We start from the raw sequence: 19,350 nt of genomic DNA on the forward strand, positions 1-19,350 counted from the left end.
CGGTCCTCGCTTCAGGCCTGGCGGCCGAACAGGCCGGCGGGCTTCACCAGCAGCACCAGCACCATGATGACGAAGATCACCGTGGCGGCGCCCTCCGGATAGAACACCTTGGTCAGCCCCTCGACGAGGCCGAGCGCGAAGCCGGTGACGATGGCGCCCATGATCGAGCCCATGCCACCGATCACCACGACCGCGAAGACAACGATGATGAGATCCGCGCCCATATTCGGGTTGACCGAGTAGATCGGCGCGGCGAGCACGCCGGCGAAAGCTGCGAGCGCGACGCCGAAGCCATAGGTCAGTGTCACCAGCAGCGGTACGTTGATGCCGAAGGCCTGTGTCAGCGTCGGGTTTTCGGTCGCGGCGCGCAGATAGGCGCCGAGCTTGGTCTTCTCGATCAGGAACCAGGTGCCCAGGCAAACCGTGAGCGAGGCGACGATGACCCAGGCGCGGTAGTTCGGCAGGAACATGAAGCCGAGGTTCTGCCCGCCCGCAAGCTGCGGCGGAATGGCGTAGGGCAGGCCGGACGAGCCGTACTGGTTGCGGAACAGGCCCTGGATGATCAGCGCCAGGCCGAACGTCAGCAGCAGGCCGTAGAGGTGGTCGAGATGGGCGATGCGGCGCAGCAGCAGCCGCTCGATAGCGATCCCGACCGCACCGACGACGATCGGCGCCACGATCAGCGCCGCCCAGTAGTTCAACCCAAGATAGTTCAGCGCCATCCAGGCGACGAAGGCGCCCATCATGTACTGCGCGCCATGGGTGAAGTTGATGATGTTCAACAACCCGAAGATCACCGCGAGGCCGAGGCTCAGGATCGCATAGAACGAGCCGTTGATCAGGCCGAGCAGAAGCTGGCCGAACAGTGCCTGGGGCGGAACGCCGAGAAGCTCGAACATGGGTGGTACGGCCTGACCGCTGACATCATCGAACGAACCGGAACACTGGATGGCATCCCGGGCCGGGTGGCTTTGAGCCGTCATGGTCGGGCTTGACCCGACCATCTCGTAAACAGCGACCGCCGGTCATGAGATTCTCGGGTCGAGCCCGAGAATGACGCCTTTCATGCGCCGCCTGGTTGTCGCAAAGGCGACCGTCAGCGGCTTATCTTCACTTCGGCAGGGTGCAGCCGCTTTCGGCGACAGACTGGAAGGCGTCCTTGCCCGGCAGCGTCGAGACCAGCTTGTAGTAGTCCCACGGGCCCTTCGATTCCGACGGCTTCTTGACCTCGTAGAGGTACATGTCGTGGATCGTGCGGCCGTTGGACTCGATCGAGCCCTTGCCGAACAGCGGATCGTCGGTCGGCGTCGCCTTCATCTTGGCGACGACCGTCGCGGTGTCCTTGCTYTTGGCGGCCTCGACCGCCTTCAGATAATGCATCAGCCCGGCATAGACGCCGGCATGCACCATCGTCGGCATCTTGCCGCCATTGGCCTTGGCGAAGCGCTGCGACCAGGCGCGGGTCTGGTCGTCCTTGTCCCAGTAGAAGGCTTCGGTCAGCACGAGGCCCTGCGCCGCCTGCAGGCCGAGCGCATGCACGTCGCTGATGAAGGTCAGCAGGCCCGCGAGCTTCTGGCCGCCCTGGGTGATGCCGAATTCGCCCGCCTGCTTGATCGAGTTGATCGTGTCGCCGCCGGCATTGGCGAGGCCGATGACCTTGGCCTTGGAGGCCTGCGCCTGGAGCAGGAAAGAGGAGAAATCCGTGCCCGGAAACGGCGTCTTGACCGAGCCGACGACCTTGCCGCCGGCCTTGGTGATGACGGCGGTGGCATCGCGCTCCAGCGCTTGGCCGAAGGCGTAGTCGGCGGTCAGGAAGAACCAGGTGTCGCCCCCGGCTTTCACCATCGCGCCGCCGGTGCCCTGCGCCAGCGCATAGGTGTCGTAGGTCCAGTGGATCGTGTTCGGCGTGCAGGCCTTGCCGGTGAGGTCGGAGGTGCCGGCGCCGGAGTTGATCAGGATCTTGTTCTTTTCCTTGGTCACCTGCGCGACGGCGAGCGCGACCGAGGAGGTCGGCACGTCGAGGATCAGGTCGACGCCGTCCTGATCGTACCACTGGCGGGCGATGGTCGAGCCGACATCCGGCTTGTTCTGGTGGTCGGCCGAGACGATCTCGACCTTGATGCCCTTTTCAGCGGCCTTGAAGTCTTCCACCGCCATGCGCGCGGCGATGACCGAGCCTTCACCGGACAAATCGGCATAAAGGCCCGAACGGTCGTTCAGCACGCCGGCCTTGACCGAGATCTGCTGGGCGATGGCCGGGCTGGCCATGATGGCGGCGAGCATGCCTGTCGCGAGAATGGTCTTCAGTTTCATCGTGTCGTCTCCCTGTGAGAATGCCGGCGTTTCCCGGCGCTGTTCTGATTGGAGGTTCGAGCGGGCTCAAACCCCGAGATAACGGTGCAGCTTGTCGATATTGGCGTCGAGCTCGGCATTGGGGATCATGTCGATCACCTTGCCCTGCTCGACGATATAATGCCGGTCCGCAACCGTCTGTGCGAAACGGAAGTTCTGCTCCACCAGAATGATGGTGAAGCCCTCCTGCTTCAGCTCCGAGATGGTGCGGCCGATCTGTTCGATGATGACCGGCGCCAACCCTTCGGTGGGCTCGTCGAGCAGCAGTAGATGAGCGCCGGTGCGCAGGATGCGGGCGATCGCCAGCATCTGCTGTTCGCCGCCGGAGAGCTTGTTGCCCTGGCTCCTCAGCCGCTCCTTGACGTTCGGGAACAGCCTGAAGATGCGCTCCAGGGGCAGCCCGCCTTCGCGCACCTTGGGCGGCAGCATCAGGTTCTCTTCGACCGAGAGCGAAGCGTAGATGCCGCGCTCCTCCGGCACGAAGCCGATGCCTAGCCTTGCTATGGAGCGCGAGGGCAGCGAGATCGTCTCAGTGCCTTCCAGCACCACCGAGCCCTTGCGCTTGCCGATAACGCCCATGATCGACTTCAGCGTCGTGGTCTTGCCGGCGCCGTTGCGGCCGAGCAGCGTCACGACTTCGCCCGGCGCCACGTCGAGGTCGATGCCATGAAGCACATGGCTTTCGCCGTACCAGGCTTCCAGCCCGCGCACCTTCAGCAGCGGCGCGGGCCCTTTGGCGGGCGCCGGCGCTCTCGTCGCGTCAGTGAGGACCATGCCCGCCTCCCGAGCCGATATAGGCCTCGATCACGCGCGGATCCTTCGAGACGGTGGCGTAGTCGCCCTCCGCCAGCACCTGCCCGCGCGCGAGCACGGTAATCCGGTCCGACAGCGAGGCCACGACCGAAAGATTGTGCTCGACCATCAGGATGGTGCGGTTTTTCGAGACCTGCCGGATCAGCGCCTCGATCCGCTCGACATCCTCGCGGCCCATGCCGGCCATCGGCTCGTCGAGAAGGAGCATTTCGGGGTCGAGCGCCAGCGTCGTGGCGATTTCCAGCGCGCGCTTGCGACCATAGCTCAGCTCGCCGGCGGTCAGATGCAGGAACGGGGTCAGGCCCACCGCCTCGACCAGCGCCTTGGCCTCGCCGTCGAGGCTACGAAGGCTGCGCTCGGAGCGCCAGAAATCGAAGCTGTCGCCGCGCTTGCGCTGCAAGGCGATGCGGACATTGGTCAGCACCGAAAGCTGCGGGAAGACGGCGGAAATCTGGAAGGATCGCACCAGCCCGAGCCGGGCGATCTCGGCCGGTTTCTCGCGGGTGATGTCGCGGCCATTATAGAGAATGGTGCCGCGCGTCGGCGGCAGGAACTTGGTCAGCAGGTTGAAGCAGGTCGTCTTGCCCGCACCGTTCGGGCCGATCAACGCATGAATCGAACCGCGTCGAACCTTGAGATCGACGCCATTGACAGCCGTGAAGCCGGCAAATGCTTTTGTGAGACCTGAAGTCGAAAGAATAATATCTTCAGACATCCCGAGCAGCAGCCTTCATACGAACTGTCTTTCTTGGATGTTCGTTTCCCCTTGCATGGCATGCTGCACCGCGCTCACGGCATAAGTCAACGCTGCGGCAGGCTCAAACCCCTTGGCTGCCGCCTGTCTAATCCCTTTGTCTGATCCGCCATGCACCGCGTCCCGTGGGAGAGGCCGTGCGGCAAAGAACGGAGCGAAACCGATACGCCGCCCGCCAGACTGTGGGTGGCTCGAGCGGTCGATCACGCTCAGCCCCGCCGAGGCGTCAATCCTGCCAGCCGGCTCGCACCAGTTCGGGAGTCTCGCTGTCTTCCTGCGGCCAACCGAGGCAGAGATAGGCGATCAGCTTCCAGCCGGGCGGGGCATCGAGCGCGGCCGAAACCATGTCAGGCTCCAGAATCGAGACCCAGCCGAGCCCGACATTGCGGGCCCGCGCGGCAAGCCAGAACTGTGTGATCGCGGCCACCACCGAATAGTCCAGCATCTCCGGCATGGTCCGCCGGCCAAGACCGTGGCCCCGTGCCGTGCCGTGGTCGCAGAAAACGGCGATCTGTTCCGGGGCTTCGCGCAACCCTTCGAGCTTGAGGCTGGCATAAAGCCTGGCTTGTTCGCCTTCATAGGAGGCGAGCGCTGCCGCATTGCAGCGGCTGAAACTCTCCTGAACCGCAGCCCTTTGCCCCACATCGGTCACACGCAGCCAGCGCCAGGGCTGCGAATGGCCGACGGAGGGCGAAAACCCCGCCTGAGCGATCAGATCGTCCACCAGCCCCGCCGGCAGGGGCTCGGTCTTGAAGCGTCGCACGTCCCGGCGCCAGCGCAGCAGCGCATCGAACTGCGCCGCAAAGGCGGCGTCGAAGACCGGCGGCGCACTCACGCCGGCTGCGCCATCGCGATCGCGTGGAAGAACGAGCCTGTCACCAGGCCGCGTCGGCTGCCGGAGGGGGCCGGTGCCGAACCATGCGGGTCGGTCACGCTCGCAAAAGGCGGGTCCTCGCCTTGCGTCACGATGCTGGCGTAGTGGAATTCATGGCCCGTCAACGCCGTGCCGGCCGGGCCCAGCGTTCCACCTGCGGCCAAGATCGCCCGGCGATAGCCGAGGTTCATCTTGCGTCGGGCGAAAGAGGTCTCGACCGAAAGCAGCCCGGCCATCTCGTGGGTCACGCCCTCGGCATCGGTCATCTGGCGGCCCAGCACCATATAGCCGCCGCACTCGCCATGAACCGGCCGGCCGAGCGCGAAATCGCGCAGCCCGGCCATGAACCGCCCGGCGCGCGCGAGCGTGCCGGCATGCAGTTCCGGATAGCCGCCGGGCAGCCAGCAGGCGTCGCAATCCTCGCCAGGTGCTTCGTTCGCGAGCGGCGAGAACGGCACGAGCTCGGCGCCGGCCGCGCGCCATCCGGCCTCGACATGCGGGTAGACGAAGGAGAACGCCGCATCGCGCGCGATGGCGATGCGCCGCCCGGGCGGGGGCAGCGCCGGCGCGCCTACCGGGCCCGAAGGCAGCAGGGTCTCGCCCGCGACCGCCAGCACGGCATCGAGATCGACGGCGGCGCCGACCGCGTCGGCCAGCGTCTCGAGTCTGGCATGCAGATCCGCCGTTTCGCCGGCCTGGACAAGCCCGAGATGGCGCTCCGGCAGGATCAGGCTCGCCTCGCGCGGCAGCGCGCCCAGAACGGCGAGGCCGATGCGTTCCATGCCCTGCCGCACCAGCCGCTCATGACGGGGGCTGGCGACCTTGTTGAGGATCACGCCGGCGATGCGGATGCGGGGGTCGTAGAGCTTGCAGCCGAGCGCGACCGCCGCCGCCGATTGCGCCGCGCCGGAGACATCGACGACCAGGACGATCGGCCAGCCCATCAGTGCCGCGACGTCGGCGCTCGCGCCTGTGCGGCCCGCCGGTCCGGGTACGGCGTCGAACAGCCCCATCGAGCCTTCCGCGATGACGAGATCCGCTTGCGCCGTCGCCTCACCGGCGATCTGCGCGAGGAGATCAGGCGGCATGGCATAGGAATCGAGATTGGCACTGGGTGCCCCCGTCGCCGCCGCGTGGAAGGCCGGGTCGATGTAGTCCGGGCCGCATTTCAGGCCGCGCACGATCAGCCCCCGCCGGGCCAAAGCGCGTTGCAGCCCGAGCGTGATCGTCGTCTTGCCGGAGCCCGAGCGCGGCGCGCCGATCAGCAGACCTCGCGCCGTCATGCGCCGCCCCTCGGTCGAAAACGACGGTCGTAATCGACCGAATAGAGTGCGCTCTCGCCGAAATCGGCGGCGGCCAAAGCCGGGCCTACCAGGATCAGCGCCGTGCGCTCCAGCCTGGATGCCCGCACCTTGTCGGCAATATCGGCGAGCCTGCCGTCAAGCACCGTCTCGTCGGGCCAGGACGCGCGGAAGACGACCGCGACCGGACAATCGGCCCCGTAAAACGGGGTCAGCTCGGACACGACCTGTTCGATCACGTGGATCGAGAGGTGAATCGCTAAGGTCGCGCCGGATCGGGCAAAGGTGGCGAGCGTCTCCCGCTCCGGCATCGCCGAAGCGCGTCCCGACGTGCGGGTCAGTACCAGCGACTGCGCTAGCCCCGGCAAGGTCAGCTCGCGCTTCAACACGGCCGCTGCGGCGGCGAAGGCGGGCACGCCCGGTGTCATGGTATAGGCAATGCCGAGCGCATCGAGCCGCCGGAACTGTTCGCCGCAAGCGCTCCAGATCGAGAGATCGCCGGAGTGCAGCCGCGCCACGTCCTGCCCCGCATCATGGGCGGCCTGCATTTCCGCGATGATCGCATCGAGATCGAGCGGCGCCGTATCGACGATCCGCGCGCCCGCCGGGCACCAGTCCAGCATCGCGCGCGGGATCAACGATCCCGCAAAGAGACAGACGGGCGAGGCTGCGACGAGGTCGCGTCCGCGCAGCGTGATGAGATCGGGCGCGCCCGGTCCGGCGCCGATGAAATGGATCGTCATGAGCGTGGCGGCATCATGAGGCCGAGCGGGCCAGCGCACAGGTCACGCGCGCGGTCGCGATGCGCGGCTGCACCAGCGTGCCTCCAGGACCTGCGGCCGCCAGCGCAGCGGCCTCGGCCACCGAGCCGACGCCGTAGAGCGAGGCGATCCGGGTCGAGCGGGTGGCGCATGACGCCTCGAAGCCCTTGAGCGCCTCGTCGGGGATGGCGACGATCTCGGCGGCTCGTTCGCCTGCGGCCGCGCGCAGGCCGGGCTCCGCCAGCCGACCGGCCAGCGTGGCGAAAAGCGGCGTCGCAACGCCCGCGAGCCCTGCCACCGCGAGCGTTTCGTCGAGGCAGGCCAGGATATCGGCCGCGCCGGTGCCGGGGCGCAGGCCGATGCCGGCGATGAGGCGTCCGCCGCTCACGGCTTCTCGACCCGCCATTGCGTCACCGGCATTGCCGGGCGCCAGCCATGTTTGCCGCCGACCGGCGCCAACCTGTCGATCGAGATGCGCCGGAGCGAGCCGCCATGTGCGGCATGCAGCGCCGCAAGCCTGGCTTCGCCCTCGATCGTCACGACATTGGCGACGAGCCGCCCGCCGGATTTGAGCGCCGCCCAAGCAGCGTCGAACAGACCTTCCTCGGTCAAGCCACCGCCGATGAACACCGCATCCGGCGCCTCTCGCCCGACCAGGCCGGCAGGCGCGGCGCCTGCGACCACAATTGACAGCCCGCCGAGTTCGAGCGCGTTGTGCGCCACCCGTTCGGCGCGCTCCGGCTTGGCCTCATAGGCGATGGCGCGATTGCGCGGGTGCCGCTGGCACCATTCAACCGCGACAGAGCCGGAGCCGGCCCCGACATCCCAGAGCAGTTCGCCGGCGCGCGGCGCCAGCGCCGAGAGCGTGATCGCGCGGATTTCCGACTTGGTGATCTGCCCGTCATGGGCGAACCAGTCTTCGTCCAGCCCCGGCGTCAAGGGCAGGATGCGCGCGTCGCGGGCATCGCCGATCTCGACGGCGATCAGGTTAAGCGGCACGACGTCGTCGAGCGCGAAGGCACTGGCCTGCGTCTCGCAGATGCGCTCCTTTGGCCCGCCGAGCGCCTCCATCACGACGATCCGGGCATCACCCAATCCGCGTGCCGTCAGCAGCTCTGCCACCGCGCGCGGGGTCGTCTCGTCCCAGGACAAGGCGAGGATGCGCGCGCCGGGCTGCACATGCGGAACGATGCGATAGAGCGTCCGGCCGTGCAGCGAAACCAGTGCGCAGTCCTCCTGCGGCCAGCGCATCCGGGTGCAGGCCATCGAGAAGGAGGAGAGCTGTGGGATGATCCGCATTTCATCGGCGGGAATGGCCCGGCTCAGGCTGTTGCCGATGCCGTAGTGAAAGGGGTCGCTGGTCGCGAGCACGCAGATTTTGCGGCCGCGCTCGGCCAGGATCTGCGGCAGTGCGTTGCGGAAGGGCTGCGGCCAGGGGCGAAGCTCGCCCGGCACCTCTCCGATCAAGGCGATATGGCGTTCCCCGCCGAAGACGATCTCCGCCTCGTTCAGCGCATCCAGCGCCTCCTTGCAGAGACCGGCCGCGCCGTCCTCGCCGAGCCCGACAAGCGAGAGCCAGACCGAATCCGTGCCGCTCGACAGGCCCTTCGATTCACGCAAGACTGTGGTCATGACCGTTCTCATCCTTGGTGGAACGAGCGAGGCTGCGGCGCTGGACCAGCTGCTGGCTGATCAGGCACCGCATATCCGCGCCATTATCTCGCTCGCGGGGCATACCGTCGACCCCCGCCCGAGCAATCTCCCGGTGCGTGTCGGCGGCTTCGGCGGTGTCGAAGGCTTGCGGCGCTATCTGGTCGAGGAAGGCATCGTCGCCGTCATCGACGCGACGCATCCCTTCGCCGCGATCATGCCCTTCCATGCCGAACATGCCTGCAAGGCCGAAGGCGTGCCGCTGCTGGCGATCCGTCGCGAGAGCTGGAAGCCGCAAGAGGCTGACCGGTGGCGCTCCGTGCCCGATGTCGAGGCGGCGGTGCAGGCGCTTGGCGACGAGCCGCGCCGTGTCTTCCTCACCATCGGCAGGCTGGAGCTGCCGGCTTTTGCCGATGCGCCGCAGCATCGCTATCTCGTACGCGCGATCGAGCCGATCGGGGACCGGCTGCCGGTGCCGCATGTCGACGTCATCCTCGCACGCGGGCCGTTCATGGCCGATGACGAGGAGGCGTTGATGCGCCGCGAGGGTGTCGAGCTGCTGGTCAGCAAGAATGCCGGCGGGCCGGCGACGGTCGGCAAGCTCACGGCGGCGCGTCGGCTGTCGCTGCCCGTCGTGATGGTGGAGCGCCCACCCAAGCCCGATGTCGAGACGGTCGGCCATATCGATCAGGTGCTGCCCTGGCTGGTGGCACAGGGGCTGCTGGCCACCGAGCAGCTCTTTGTTACCGAGCGCGGCGTATAGACATAAGGCGCCGCGCCTTCGCGCGCAATCAGCCGCGTGCTCGAGGCGCCGATCATCACCAGCGTTGCCATGTCGGCGCTGTCGGCCGCGGATATGGCTTCCACCAGCGTCAGCACGCGCAGTGCCTCGTCCGGCCGCCCAACGGCGCGGGCAAACAGCACCGGCGTGGACGCCTCGCGGTGCTCCGCCGCCAACGCCAGCGCCCGGCCGAGCTGCCACGGCCGCGCCTTCGAAATCGGGTTGTAGAGGCAGATCACGAAATCGGCGTTGAGAGCAGCCGTCAGCCGATGGGTCACGATCTCCCAGGGCTTGAGATTGTCCGACAGCGAGATCGCGCAGAAATCACCGCCCAGCGGCGCGCCGGCCCGGGCGGCGGCCGCCAGCATCGCGGTGATGCCGGGCTCGACCGCGATCGCGATCGCCCACCATTCCGCCGGACCGGCCTCGAGCGCCTCGAACACCGCCGCCGCCATGGCGAAGACGCCGGGATCGCCGCCGGAGACGACCGCGACCCGTTTTCCCTCAGCCGCAAGCCGAAGCGCATGGGCCGCGCGCTCGACCTCGACGCGGTTGTCGGAGCCGTGCTTGGTCCGCCCAACCCGCTCCGGCACCCGATCAAGATAGGGCCCATAGCCGACGAGGTCGCTCGCAGCGTCGAGCGCCGCCTGCGCGGCGGGCGTGATCCATTCCGCCTTGCCGGGGCCGAGGCCAATGATGGTCAGAGAGCCCGTCACAGCCTGCGGCCTTCGCCGGGCACCAGTACCATCGCGAAATAAGGCGCCTCGTCATCGGCTTTGTCGCAGAGGCGGGCCACTGCCTGCCCCACCATGGTGGCGCGCTCGACATAGATCGCGCGGTCCGCCAGCCCCGCCGCGACCAGCGCGCGGCGCACCTTCGGTAGATGCCGGCCCAGCTTCATGATCACGGCGGCGTCCGTGTCGGAAAGCCTGCGCACCAGCTCCGCCTCCGGCAATGTGCCCGGCAGCACGGTCATGATATCGTCGCCCCAGGTGATCGGCGTCGCCGCAGCCGTCCAGCCCCCGGCCATGGCGGGAATGCCCGGAACGATCTCGGTCGCAAACCGGGCCGACAAGCGCCGCCACAGATGCATGAACGAGCCGTAGAAGAACGGATCGCCGTCGCAGAGCACGGCCAGGACCTGCCCGGCTTCCATCTCGTCTGCGAGGCGTTCGGTCACCTCCTCGTAGAACGCGGCGATAGGCCCGTCATAGCGGGGGTCGCCGACCTCGGCCTCGACCGTGACCGGATAGACCAGCGCGATCTCGCGATCCGGATCAGGCGACACGACCGCATCGGCCGTGGTGCGGGCATTGCCGCGCCTGCCGCGTTTGCAGAAATGCACGAGCTTGTCGGCGGAGAGGATGACGTCGTGCGCCCGCACCGACATCAAATCGGGCGCGCCGGGCCCGAGGCCGACGCCGTAGAGCATGGTCTTGCCGGCAGCGATGGGAGGCTCCGCGCTCAAAGGGTTATTCCTTGTCCTGCGCGAGTGCATTGACGGCGGCCGCCGCCATGGCGGACCCGCCACGGCGCCCGTGCACCACCAGGAACGGCACGCGCCCGTCCTGCGCCAACGCGGCCTTCGATTCCGCCGCGCCGACGAAGCCGACGGGGATGCCGATCACCGCCGCGGGCCTCAGTGCACCGGCATCGAGCATTTCCAGTAGGCGAAACAGCGAGGTCGGCGCATTGCCGATGACCACGACCGAACCGGCAAGGCGCGGCCTCCACAATTCCATCGCGGCGGCCGAGCGAGTCGTGCCCATCTGCGCGGCCAGCGCCGCAACTTGCGGGTCGGCCAGTGTGCAGAGCACGTCGTTGCCGGCCGGCAGCCGCGCGCGGGTGATGCCGTTGGCGACCATCGTCGCGTCGCAGAAGATCGGCGCGCCGGCCTTGAGCGCGTCGCGTGCCACATCGGCGAAGTCGGCGGACATGTCGACATCGCGCGGCAGGTCGGTCATGCCGCAGGCGTGGATCATCCGTACCACCACCCGTTCGGCAACACCTGAAAACCGGGCCAGATCGGCCTCGGCGCGGATGATCGCGAAGGAGCGCTCATAGATCGCCGCTCCGTCCCGGATGTAGTCGTAAGCCCCGCTCACCCGTTCCGCCCCGTCGTCAGCCTTGCCCGCAAATCGCCGCCCGGCTGCAATCGCGCCAGCAGCGCCGGCAGGTCAAGCGTCGCGACGGGCGCATCGCCCGCGCGTCCACCCCATACGATGTCGTACCGACCCTCTCGCCCGACCAGCGTCAGGTCCGCCGGGGACGGATGCGCGCAGCCCTTGGTGCAGCCCGAAACATGAAGGCTGATGTCGCCCAGCCCGTTGAAGAGCGCCTCAGTGAGCCGGCCGGCATCGGCGGCGGCCGGCGCCTCGCCCCGCGCGCAGGCCGGGCTGCCGGCGCAAGCCTGCACCGACAAGCGCGGATCGTCGTCGCCGACGATCAGACCGAGCGACTGCGCCACCGCGAGCAGACGTTCGGCTCCGGATTGCGAAAGCCCGCGAAAAGCCAGTCCGCGCCAGGGCGAAAGCCTGATCTCGGCAGGCTCGCCAGCGACGGCCTCGGTAAGCCGCGTGAGCGTCCTTGCATCGCTGCGGCCGAACGGCAGGGCGACCAAGGCGGTGACGGGGCCACCCGGCGGCCCGAAAAGCCCGGCGCGCTTCGGCGCTGGCCGCCGCCCCGGTGCGGCCGCCACGGCGACATCGGTCAGCGCCGCGAGGTCCGCCGCCGCGAGGTCGTGCAGCCTGCGGATGCGGTCAGCCGCGCCGCCCCGCAGCTGTGCGAACCGCCGAAGGATCATCTCGACGACGGCGACCGCTTGCGTGGCCGCGACCGGGCCGCGCCATGGACCATCCGCCAGACGCATGATCAACTCGTCGGCTCCGACGCCCCGCAGCCGGAGATCGCCCGGAAAACCATCCAGCGACGAAGCCCCGCCATCATCGACGATGACCGTAAATTTCGCCGGCAGATCTGCAATGGCACGGGCGGCGGTCTCGATCGCGCGACCAAGCGCCTCGGCATCGATGAACCCCGGCGTTCCCGCCGCGCAGCCGGCGAGCGGCGAGACCAGCGTGATCCGCTGTGGCCCATCGCCCTCATGCTCGTCGACGAGCCCCTCGGCCAACAACCGCTCGACCAGCGGAGGATGACTGTCCACTGTCACGCCGCGCAACTGCAGATTGGCGCGCGCGCTGATCTCGATCAGCCCGTTGCCGTATTCGGTTGCAAGCGCCGCGATGCGCGCGAGTTGCGCTGCGTTGAGCCTCGCACCCGGCGGATGCAGCCGCACCAGCAGGCCGTCGCCGGTCTCCATGGGCCGCAAGGTGCTCGGACACCAGCCGCGCCGCATCGCGTCTTTCGCAGGCGCGCTCATTCCGCCGCGTCCCGCGCCAGAAAAGCGCCGACCGAATTGCGCCGGCTGGTCCAGAGCCCGCGCCGGGCGGCCTCGGTCAGCCGCGAGCGGATCGCGCCAGCGGCCGGGGCGTTGGCGGCCTCAAGCGCGGCCCAGGTCTCGGTATCAGCGCAATAGGCATGGAAAACCGCGTCGAACAGCCCGTCCGCCACCGCATCGGTGCTCGCTGCGAAGACGAAGAGCGTATCGACAGCCTCGGCCAGTTCGGCCGCGCCGCGCCAGCCATGGGCGAGCTGCGAGGCGATCCAGCGCGGATGCGTCAGCCGGCCATGGACGATGCGGGCGATGTCCTCCGCCAGCGTCCTTGCCTTGGGAGCTTCCGGCCGGGAACTGTCGAGGCTGTAGAGCGCGGGGTTCGCGCCGAGCGTCTTTGCCGCCGCCGCGAGCCCTCCGATCGCATCCGCCGCGCTGCTCGCCTCCAGGATATCGCGGCCGGGCGTGTCGCTGACATGGAGGAAGGCGTCGGCTTCCCGGATGCGCGAGGCGAAGCCGGCATCGGCCTGGGCCGTGCCTTCAGGGCCGCCATAGGCGTGGTCGGAGGCGGCGAGATAGGCAGCACCGAGCTCAGCCCGCTCGCTCCACTCCCCGTCGAGCGCCCGGTCGGCCATCGCCGCGCCGTAGCGGCCGGGCGCGGCACCGTAGATGCGCGCACCATGCTCGCCGCGCCGGCGCGCTGCGGCCGGCTCGTTCCAGTCGTCGGTCTCGTCGAGGGCGGCAACGGCCCGCGCCGCCTGATCGATCAGCCCGATCTGCTCGGGAAAAGTGTCGCGGAAGGTGCCGGAAATGCGGACGGTCACGTCGAGGCGCGGAAAGGCCAGCTTCGGCTGCGGAACGATCGAGAAGCCGGTGACGCGCGTCGAGGCACTGTCCCAAAGCGGCTCCACACCCATCAAGGCCAGCGCATGGGCGATATCCTCCCCGCCCGAACGCAGCGTCGGCGAGGCCCACAGGTCCATCACGAGCCGGCGCGGATAGTCGCCATGGTCCTGCAGATGCCGCGACACGACGGCCTGCGCCGCGAGCTGGCCGAGCTTGGTGGCGGCTCGCGTCGGGATCGCGCGCGGATCCAGCGTCGAGAGGTTGCGCCCTGTCGGCAGCACATCGGGACGGCCGCGATGCGGCGAGCCTGCGGGCCCGGGCCGCACGAAGCGGCCGTCCAGCGCCGCGAGCAGATTGTCGCGCTCGCTACGGGCCGATGCCGGGTCGATCTCGGAGTGGCCGAAGATGTGCAGCCCGTCGCGAAAAGGCAATTCGGCGATGTCGCAAAGATGCGCGTCGAGCCGCGTCAGCGCCTCGCTCATCGCCATGTCGGCCACGACACCGCAGGAAGAGGCAAGCCCGCTCGCCTCGGCCCGAGCCCGGATTTCGGACGCGACGAGATCGGCCCGGCGCGGATCGAGAACCTGCGCCTGCGAGAACTCCTCGACAAGATCGCGCAGCAAAGCGGTTTCGCCTGAAGCCTCCGCCTCGGCCAAAGGCGGCGGCAGATGGCCCAGCGTCACGGCCGAGAGCCGGCGCTTGGCGGGGGCGGCCTCGCCGGGATCGTCGACCACATAAGGATAGACCACCGGCAGCCCGCCGACAGCGAGACGCGGCCAGCATTCGGCTGAGAGCGCCACCGCCTTGCCCGGCAGCCACTCGGTGGTGCCGTGGGTGCCAAGATGGATCAGCGCGTCGATGGCCTCGACCTGATGCAGCGCCAGATAGAAGGCGAGATAGCCGTGGCAAGGCGGGGCATCAGGGTCGTGATAGCGGGCCTTGCGGTCCGGCGTCGCGTCGCGCGGCGGCTGCAGGGCAACGGAAAGGTTGCCATAGCGCACGGCGCGGAAGCGAAAGGCCCCGTCGCGGCAGGCAGGGTCGGCCTCGGGCTCGCCATGCGATGCGAGAAGGGTATCGCGAGCGGCGGCGGGGATGATGTCGAGCCAGTCGCGATAGCTGGAGACCGGCAGGGCGACATCGGCGGAGCCTCTGGTGAGGGCCTGCATCAACCTGGAGCCCTCATCCTGAGGAGCAAGGCGCAAGCCTTGCGTCTCGAAGGATGCGCCAGAGCGCAGGGGAACATCCTTCGAGACGCCGCTTCGCGGCTCCTCGGGATGAGGGCTAAGGGAACCGACGCTATATCCCGCCCTTGCCAGCAACTCCCGGATCGCCGCCATGCTCGCCGGCGTATCCAGCCCGACCGCAAAGCCGGCCCGGCCGCCGCGCGCTGGATAGTCCGACATCACCAGTGCCAGCCGCCGCTCCGGCGCAGACTTTCGCGCCAGCGCGATCCACCCGGCCGCCAGATCCGCCAGCGCGGAGATACCATCTGCATCCGGTATGAGCCGACGCATCCGAAATCCGGTCGCCGGGTCGGCTTCCTCCGCCTTGAACGCGACGGGAATGGCCCCGATGCGACCGTCGAATTCGGGCAGTGCCACCTGCATGGCGAGATCGGCCGCCGAAAGCCCGCGTGGCGAAGCGGCCCACGCCTCACGCGGACTGCCGACAGGCACGGCTTGGAGTATCGGGCAATCGGCGCCGTCGAGCACGAAGCCGGCATCGTCTCTGGCGGAAAAGGCGGTGGTCGTGACGATTAGCGCGGGTTTGCGCAGCGCGATCAGGGCCGAAAGTTCCGAGGTGACGGTGGGGTCCTTCAGGCTTGTCAACGCGAGCGGCAGCGGCGCGAGACCGCGCGCGGCCAGCGCGGCCGAGATAGCTTCGGCCATGGCGGTGTCGCCGGCCGTGATGCCGGAGCGATACAGCAGGACGGGCACGAGCGGCGCGTCGGGCGGCAAGGCCGCGAGTGCGTCTGGCCAAGGCAGCGGCCGCGCCTCGCCTCCCAGAGCGAAGATCGACGGGAGCGGGACCGGCGCGAGATCGGTAAAAACGGCCCCGCCCTTCGAAGGCGGCTGGCCGGCAGGATAAGGGGCTCGCCCCGCGTCGAGAAACCTCGCCGCGATAGTCAGCATCCGGCGCATATTCTCCGTGCCGCCGGCCTTGAAGTAGCGCAGGATCGCCTGCGCGCAAGCGGCCGGCACGGTGCCGTATTCGGCGAGCCTCTCGTCGTCGCGATCGTCGCCCGGCAGAACGGCGAGCGCGATGCCTTCGCGCCGGCAGATATTGGCGAGCTGCTCGATGCCATAGCGCCAGTAGTCGAGGCCACCGAGGCACCGCACCACCACGAAGCGGCAGCGCGACACCGTCTTTTCGATCAGCAGATCGACCGAAAGCGGATGCCGCAGCTGCCGCAGCGAGGCAAGACGGACGCTGAGACTTTCGCCGTCATGCTCGCTCTTGTGGCGAGCATCCACGTCTTGAACGCGACCTTCGACCAGCAAAGCCGTGGATGGCCGGGACAAGCCCGACCATGACGGCGGAGGATCCGCAGAGCTGAGGGCAGTCGCCAGGGCCGAGAGATCACTGTCAGCGAAGGACAGCACCAGCACGTCTCCCGGCGGCAAGGCGAGATCGACGGCGTCCTCGCCGTCGTCGAGCCTGATCTCGCTGGTCGGGAGAAGGTGCATCGGTGCTGCGTCAGCCCCCCGCTAGCGCCGCTTGCACGGCCTTCACGTCGAAACCCTTCAGGCCGATCACGGTCAGGCGACCCTCCTGTGACTCGGACGCCCCCCAAGCCCGGTCGTAGTGATGGCCGACACGGCGGCCGACGCCCTGCACGACAAGCCGCATCGGCTTGCCCGGCACGGCGGCAAAGCCTTTCAGCCGCAGCACGCCGTCCGCCTCGGCCGCCTTGGTGAACCGCGCCGAAAGCTCTTCCGGCGAGAGCCCTGCCGGCAGCGGCAGCGCAACCGAGTCGAAATCATCATGGTCGTGCTCGCCTTCGCCCTCGCCATGATGAGAGGGGCGGGCGGCGAGATCGCTTTCGGCGGCGGCGCCCAAGCCGACGATCAGCGCCGGCTCGACCTTGCCATGAGCGGTCTCGACGATCTTGATCGCCTTGGGCAGATGCGCGGCGATCTCGGCCTTGACCCGCGCCCGCCCGGCCTCGTCGATCAGGTCGCTCTTGTTGAGTAGGATCAGGTCGGCGCAGAGGATCTGGTCCTCGAACACCTCTTCCAGCGGGTTGTCATGATCGACGTTAGGATCGGCCGCCTTCTGCGCCGCGAGCGCCTCCGGATCGTCGGCGAACTGGCCTTCTGCCACGGCCGGGCCATCGACCACGGCGATGACGCCGTCAACGGTGACACGGGCGCGGATCGCCGGCCAGTTGAAAGCCTGCACAAGCGGCTTGGGCAGCGCGAGGCCCGAGGTCTCGATCAGGATATGGTCGGGCGGATTCGCCCGGTTCAGCAGCCTTTCCAGCGCCGGCACGAAATCATCGGCGACGGTGCAGCAGATGCAGCCATTGGGCAGCTCGACGACATCGTCTTCCGAGCAGCCGGCGATGCCGCAGCCCTTCAGGAACTCGCCGTCGAAGCCGAGATCGCCGAACTCGTTGACCAGCACGGCGAGGCGCTTGCCTTGGGCGTTTTCAAGGAGATGGCGCACCAGCGTCGTCTTCCCGGCACCGAGGAAGCCGGTGACGATGGTACAGGGGGTCTTGGCGAGAGAGGCGGTCATGAGGGCTGTCTCGTAATCGAAAGGGGAGGGATGCGCGCCACGACGCTCTTGCGGATCGTCTCGGGGCGCTCGCGCCAGGGCACAATCCCGTCCGGCGTCGCGCCGTATTGGCTGGCGAAGGCGATCAGCGTCTCGACTGCGCTGTGAGGGTCGAGATCGCCATAGACATAGGTCCATTTGCCCGCGCCGGTGAGGGCGACGGTGCAAGGCCGCTTGCAGACGGAGAGGCATTCGACGGGCTCAACGGAGATTGCACCGCCGAGACCTTCGATCTGCGCCGCCAGAGCTTCGGCCAGCGCGATGCCGGGGCGATCGTACCCGTCAGGCAGGTCGGCGCGGGCGCGGCGGCAGGCCGTGCAGACATGGATGGTGCAGCTGGCGAGGCCGAGAGCGGAGCCCTCGCGCTCGTCCAGAGGCCGGTCTTGGACCGCCATGTCAACTGGATCGCGCGAGGGCGATATGGCGGGAGGGAAAGGCCGCGCGGATGCGGGCCTTCGCGCCCGGGCAGGGCTGGAAGCAAATCATCTGTCGTCTCCGTAGCCGCCCCGCCGGCAGCTTGTTGGATCGTTGCGGGTCGACGGCAGGTCTCCTGGCTCACGGCTTCAAGACGTCCGGCGCCGCCTTCCCGGATCGAAATCCAGTGGCGGATGGCGTCGGACACGCCGCTTACAGTTGCGGGGGCAGCCGCGGTTTCGTACCGCGTTCCCTTTTCACCTCCTCGCGGAGGCACCGTCGATGACGATCAATAGCTGCGGCGGTGCCGCCGCGCAATGCAATGGCGTCATTCTCGGGCTTGACCCGAGAATCTCCGGCAGGAAGAGGTAGCGGAGCTCTGTTCGGCAACAGATGCTCGGGTCTATCCCGAGCATGACGGCTGGGACAGGCGGAGCATTGTCATGGACATCCCCCACCTCACCCTCGTCCTCGGCGGCGCCCGCTCCGGCAAGAGCCGTCATGCCGAGGCGCTGGTCGAGGCACTGCCCGCGCCTTGGACCTACATCGCCACCGCCCAGGCCTATGACGACGAGATGCGGCAGCGCATCGCCGAGCATCGCGCACGTCGTCCTGCTGGCTGGCAGACGGTGGATGCGCCGATCGAGCTCGCCGAGGCGATCGAGGCTCGTTCCGATCGCCCGATCCTGGTCGATTGCCTGACGCTGTGGCTGACCAACCTCATCCTCGCCGAGCGCGACACGGCCGACGCCCGCGCGGCCCTGATCGCGGCTTGCGAGAGGGCGACCGCACCCATCGTGATGGTTTCCAACGAGGTCGGCTTGGGTATCGTGCCGGACAATGCGCTGGCGCGGCGCTTCCGCGACGAGGCCGGCCGGCTGCATCAGGCGCTTGCGGCGCGCGCCGGGCGCGTGGTCTTCATGGTCGCCGGATTGCCGATGCAGGTTAAATGAAATGAGCGAAATGAGACGAGTGAAACGATGACGGAGATCGACGACGCCGCGCGCCACAAGGCAAAGATGGAAAAGCGCAAGGCGGTTCAGGATGCCGAAGTCGCGGCGAAAACGGTCGAAAAAGGCCTGCTGATCGTTAATACCGGCCCGGGCAAGGGTAAATCCACCGCCGCTTTCGGACTGATGCTGCGCGCGCTCGGCCATGGCTGGCGGGTCGGCGTGGTGCAGTTCATCAAGGGCGCCTGGGACACCGGCGAGCGCAAGGCGCTGGACGCTTTTCCCGGCCAGGTCGAATGGCACAGCATGGGCGAGGGCTTCACCTGGGAAACACAGGACAAGGCCCGCGATATCGCCGCCGCCACCCGCGCCTTTGCCAAGGCTCGCGAGCTCATGGCCGATCCGGGGATCCGGCTCCTCGTTCTCGACGAGCTCAACATCGCCCTGCGTTATGATTATCTGCCGCTGGCCGAGGTGGTCGAAACACTCGCTGCCCGGCGCGCCGACCTGCACGTCGTCGTCACCGGCCGCAACGCCAAGCCGGAACTGATCGCCGCCGCCGATCTCGTCACCGAGATGACGCTGGTGAAGCACCATTTCGCCGCCGGCGTGAAGGCGCAGGAGGGTATCGAGTTCTGAGAACGCTTTGCCGTCATTGCGAGGAGCGAAGCGACGAAGCAATC

General features: G+C 68.2%; 19 protein-coding genes and 1 riboswitch. Of the genes, 3 read left to right on the forward strand and 16 right to left on the reverse strand.

What is annotated here, in order from left to right:
- Nucleotides 1-11: 11 nt before the first annotated feature.
- From AC1DR6_RS13650 to cbiE, 9 genes are all read right to left on the reverse strand, one after another.
- The gene (locus tag AC1DR6_RS13650) at nt 12-899 is read right to left on the reverse strand and encodes a branched-chain amino acid ABC transporter permease (RefSeq protein ID WP_476829783.1); all 888 of its coding nucleotides are present in this window, start codon (nt 897-899) and stop codon (nt 12-14) included.
- A 211-nt stretch (nt 900-1,110) separates the two neighbouring features.
- Nucleotides 1,111-2,313 carry an ABC transporter substrate-binding protein gene (locus tag AC1DR6_RS13655; protein WP_476829784.1) on the reverse strand — a complete coding sequence of 401 codons (1,203 nt, stop codon included), beginning with the start codon at nt 2,311-2,313 and terminating at the stop codon, nt 1,111-1,113.
- Between the two features lie 66 nt (nt 2,314-2,379).
- Complete coding sequence (locus tag AC1DR6_RS13660; RefSeq protein ID WP_476829785.1) at nt 2,380-3,126, reverse strand: ABC transporter ATP-binding protein; 747 nt, start codon at nt 3,124-3,126, stop codon at nt 2,380-2,382.
- Nucleotides 3,113-3,880 carry an ABC transporter ATP-binding protein gene (locus AC1DR6_RS13665; RefSeq protein ID WP_476829786.1) on the reverse strand — a complete coding sequence of 256 codons (768 nt, stop codon included), beginning with the start codon at nt 3,878-3,880 and terminating at the stop codon, nt 3,113-3,115. Before AC1DR6_RS13665 ends, AC1DR6_RS13660 begins: the two co-directional genes overlap by 14 nt.
- Before the next feature lie 265 nt (nt 3,881-4,145).
- Nucleotides 4,146-4,754 carry a 5,6-dimethylbenzimidazole synthase gene (bluB, locus tag AC1DR6_RS13670; protein ID WP_476829787.1) on the reverse strand — a complete coding sequence of 203 codons (609 nt, stop codon included), beginning with the start codon at nt 4,752-4,754 and terminating at the stop codon, nt 4,146-4,148.
- Nucleotides 4,751-6,076 carry a cobyrinate a,c-diamide synthase gene (locus AC1DR6_RS13675; RefSeq protein ID WP_476829788.1) on the reverse strand — a complete coding sequence of 442 codons (1,326 nt, stop codon included), beginning with the start codon at nt 6,074-6,076 and terminating at the stop codon, nt 4,751-4,753. Before AC1DR6_RS13675 ends, bluB begins: the two co-directional genes overlap by 4 nt.
- Nucleotides 6,073-6,837: a precorrin-4 C(11)-methyltransferase gene (gene cobM, locus AC1DR6_RS13680; RefSeq protein WP_476829789.1), complete on the reverse strand. Its 765-nt coding sequence runs from the start codon at nt 6,835-6,837 to the stop codon at nt 6,073-6,075. Before cobM ends, AC1DR6_RS13675 begins: the two co-directional genes overlap by 4 nt.
- A 13-nt stretch (nt 6,838-6,850) precedes the next feature.
- Nucleotides 6,851-7,243 carry a cobalamin biosynthesis protein gene (locus AC1DR6_RS13685; protein WP_476829790.1) on the reverse strand — a complete coding sequence of 131 codons (393 nt, stop codon included), beginning with the start codon at nt 7,241-7,243 and terminating at the stop codon, nt 6,851-6,853.
- Nucleotides 7,240-8,487, reverse strand: a complete 1,248-nt coding sequence (gene cbiE / locus AC1DR6_RS13690) for a precorrin-6y C5,15-methyltransferase (decarboxylating) subunit CbiE (RefSeq protein WP_476829791.1) — start codon at nt 8,485-8,487, stop codon at nt 7,240-7,242. Before cbiE ends, AC1DR6_RS13685 begins: the two co-directional genes overlap by 4 nt.
- On the opposite strand from cbiE, the gene AC1DR6_RS13695 reads away from it, so the two are divergent.
- Nucleotides 8,486-9,268, forward strand: coding sequence for a cobalt-precorrin-6A reductase (locus AC1DR6_RS13695; RefSeq protein WP_476829792.1), 783 nt, complete (start codon nt 8,486-8,488; stop codon nt 9,266-9,268). The two genes, cbiE and AC1DR6_RS13695, sit on opposite strands and share 2 nt — an antisense overlap.
- On the opposite strand, the gene cobJ is transcribed toward AC1DR6_RS13695, so the two are convergent.
- The 7 genes from cobJ to AC1DR6_RS13730 are packed head-to-tail and all read right to left on the reverse strand — an operon-like array spanning nt 9,193 to nt 17,698.
- Entirely contained in the window at nt 9,193-10,002 is an 810-nt protein-coding gene (cobJ, locus tag AC1DR6_RS13700; RefSeq protein WP_476829793.1) for a precorrin-3B C(17)-methyltransferase, read from the reverse strand. The genes AC1DR6_RS13695 and cobJ overlap by 76 nt on opposite strands.
- Complete coding sequence (locus AC1DR6_RS13705; protein ID WP_476829968.1) at nt 9,999-10,718, reverse strand: precorrin-2 C(20)-methyltransferase; 720 nt, start codon at nt 10,716-10,718, stop codon at nt 9,999-10,001. The genes cobJ and AC1DR6_RS13705 overlap by 4 nt, the downstream gene beginning before the upstream one ends.
- Before the next feature lie 40 nt (nt 10,719-10,758).
- Nucleotides 10,759-11,391 carry a precorrin-8X methylmutase gene (locus AC1DR6_RS13710; protein WP_476829794.1) on the reverse strand — a complete coding sequence of 211 codons (633 nt, stop codon included), beginning with the start codon at nt 11,389-11,391 and terminating at the stop codon, nt 10,759-10,761.
- Nucleotides 11,388-12,665: a precorrin-3B synthase gene (cobG, locus tag AC1DR6_RS13715; RefSeq protein WP_476829795.1), complete on the reverse strand. Its 1,278-nt coding sequence runs from the start codon at nt 12,663-12,665 to the stop codon at nt 11,388-11,390. Before cobG ends, AC1DR6_RS13710 begins: the two co-directional genes overlap by 4 nt.
- Nucleotides 12,662-16,210: a cobaltochelatase subunit CobN gene (gene cobN / locus AC1DR6_RS13720; protein ID WP_476829796.1), complete on the reverse strand. Its 3,549-nt coding sequence runs from the start codon at nt 16,208-16,210 to the stop codon at nt 12,662-12,664. Before cobN ends, cobG begins: the two co-directional genes overlap by 4 nt.
- A gap of 10 nt (nt 16,211-16,220) precedes the next feature.
- Entirely contained in the window at nt 16,221-17,264 is a 1,044-nt protein-coding gene (gene cobW, locus AC1DR6_RS13725) for a cobalamin biosynthesis protein CobW (protein WP_476829797.1), read from the reverse strand.
- A complete protein-coding gene (locus AC1DR6_RS13730) occupies nt 17,261-17,698 on the reverse strand; it encodes a DUF1636 family protein (protein ID WP_476829798.1) in 438 nt (145 codons plus the stop codon). Before AC1DR6_RS13730 ends, cobW begins: the two co-directional genes overlap by 4 nt.
- Nucleotides 17,699-17,826: 128 nt before the next feature.
- A riboswitch (cobalamin riboswitch) is annotated at nt 17,827-18,013 on the reverse strand.
- Nucleotides 18,014-18,160: 147 nt separating this feature from the next.
- Here AC1DR6_RS13730 and cobU point away from each other — a divergent pair.
- Nucleotides 18,161-18,670, forward strand: a complete 510-nt coding sequence (cobU, locus tag AC1DR6_RS13735) for a bifunctional adenosylcobinamide kinase/adenosylcobinamide-phosphate guanylyltransferase (protein ID WP_476829799.1) — start codon at nt 18,161-18,163, stop codon at nt 18,668-18,670.
- A 27-nt stretch (nt 18,671-18,697) separates the two neighbouring features.
- Nucleotides 18,698-19,306: a cob(I)yrinic acid a,c-diamide adenosyltransferase gene (gene cobO / locus AC1DR6_RS13740; RefSeq protein WP_476829800.1), complete on the forward strand. Its 609-nt coding sequence runs from the start codon at nt 18,698-18,700 to the stop codon at nt 19,304-19,306.
- Nucleotides 19,307-19,350 lie beyond the last annotated feature (44 nt).

It is taken from the genome of Allobosea sp. P5_A5 (assembly GCF_056400625.1).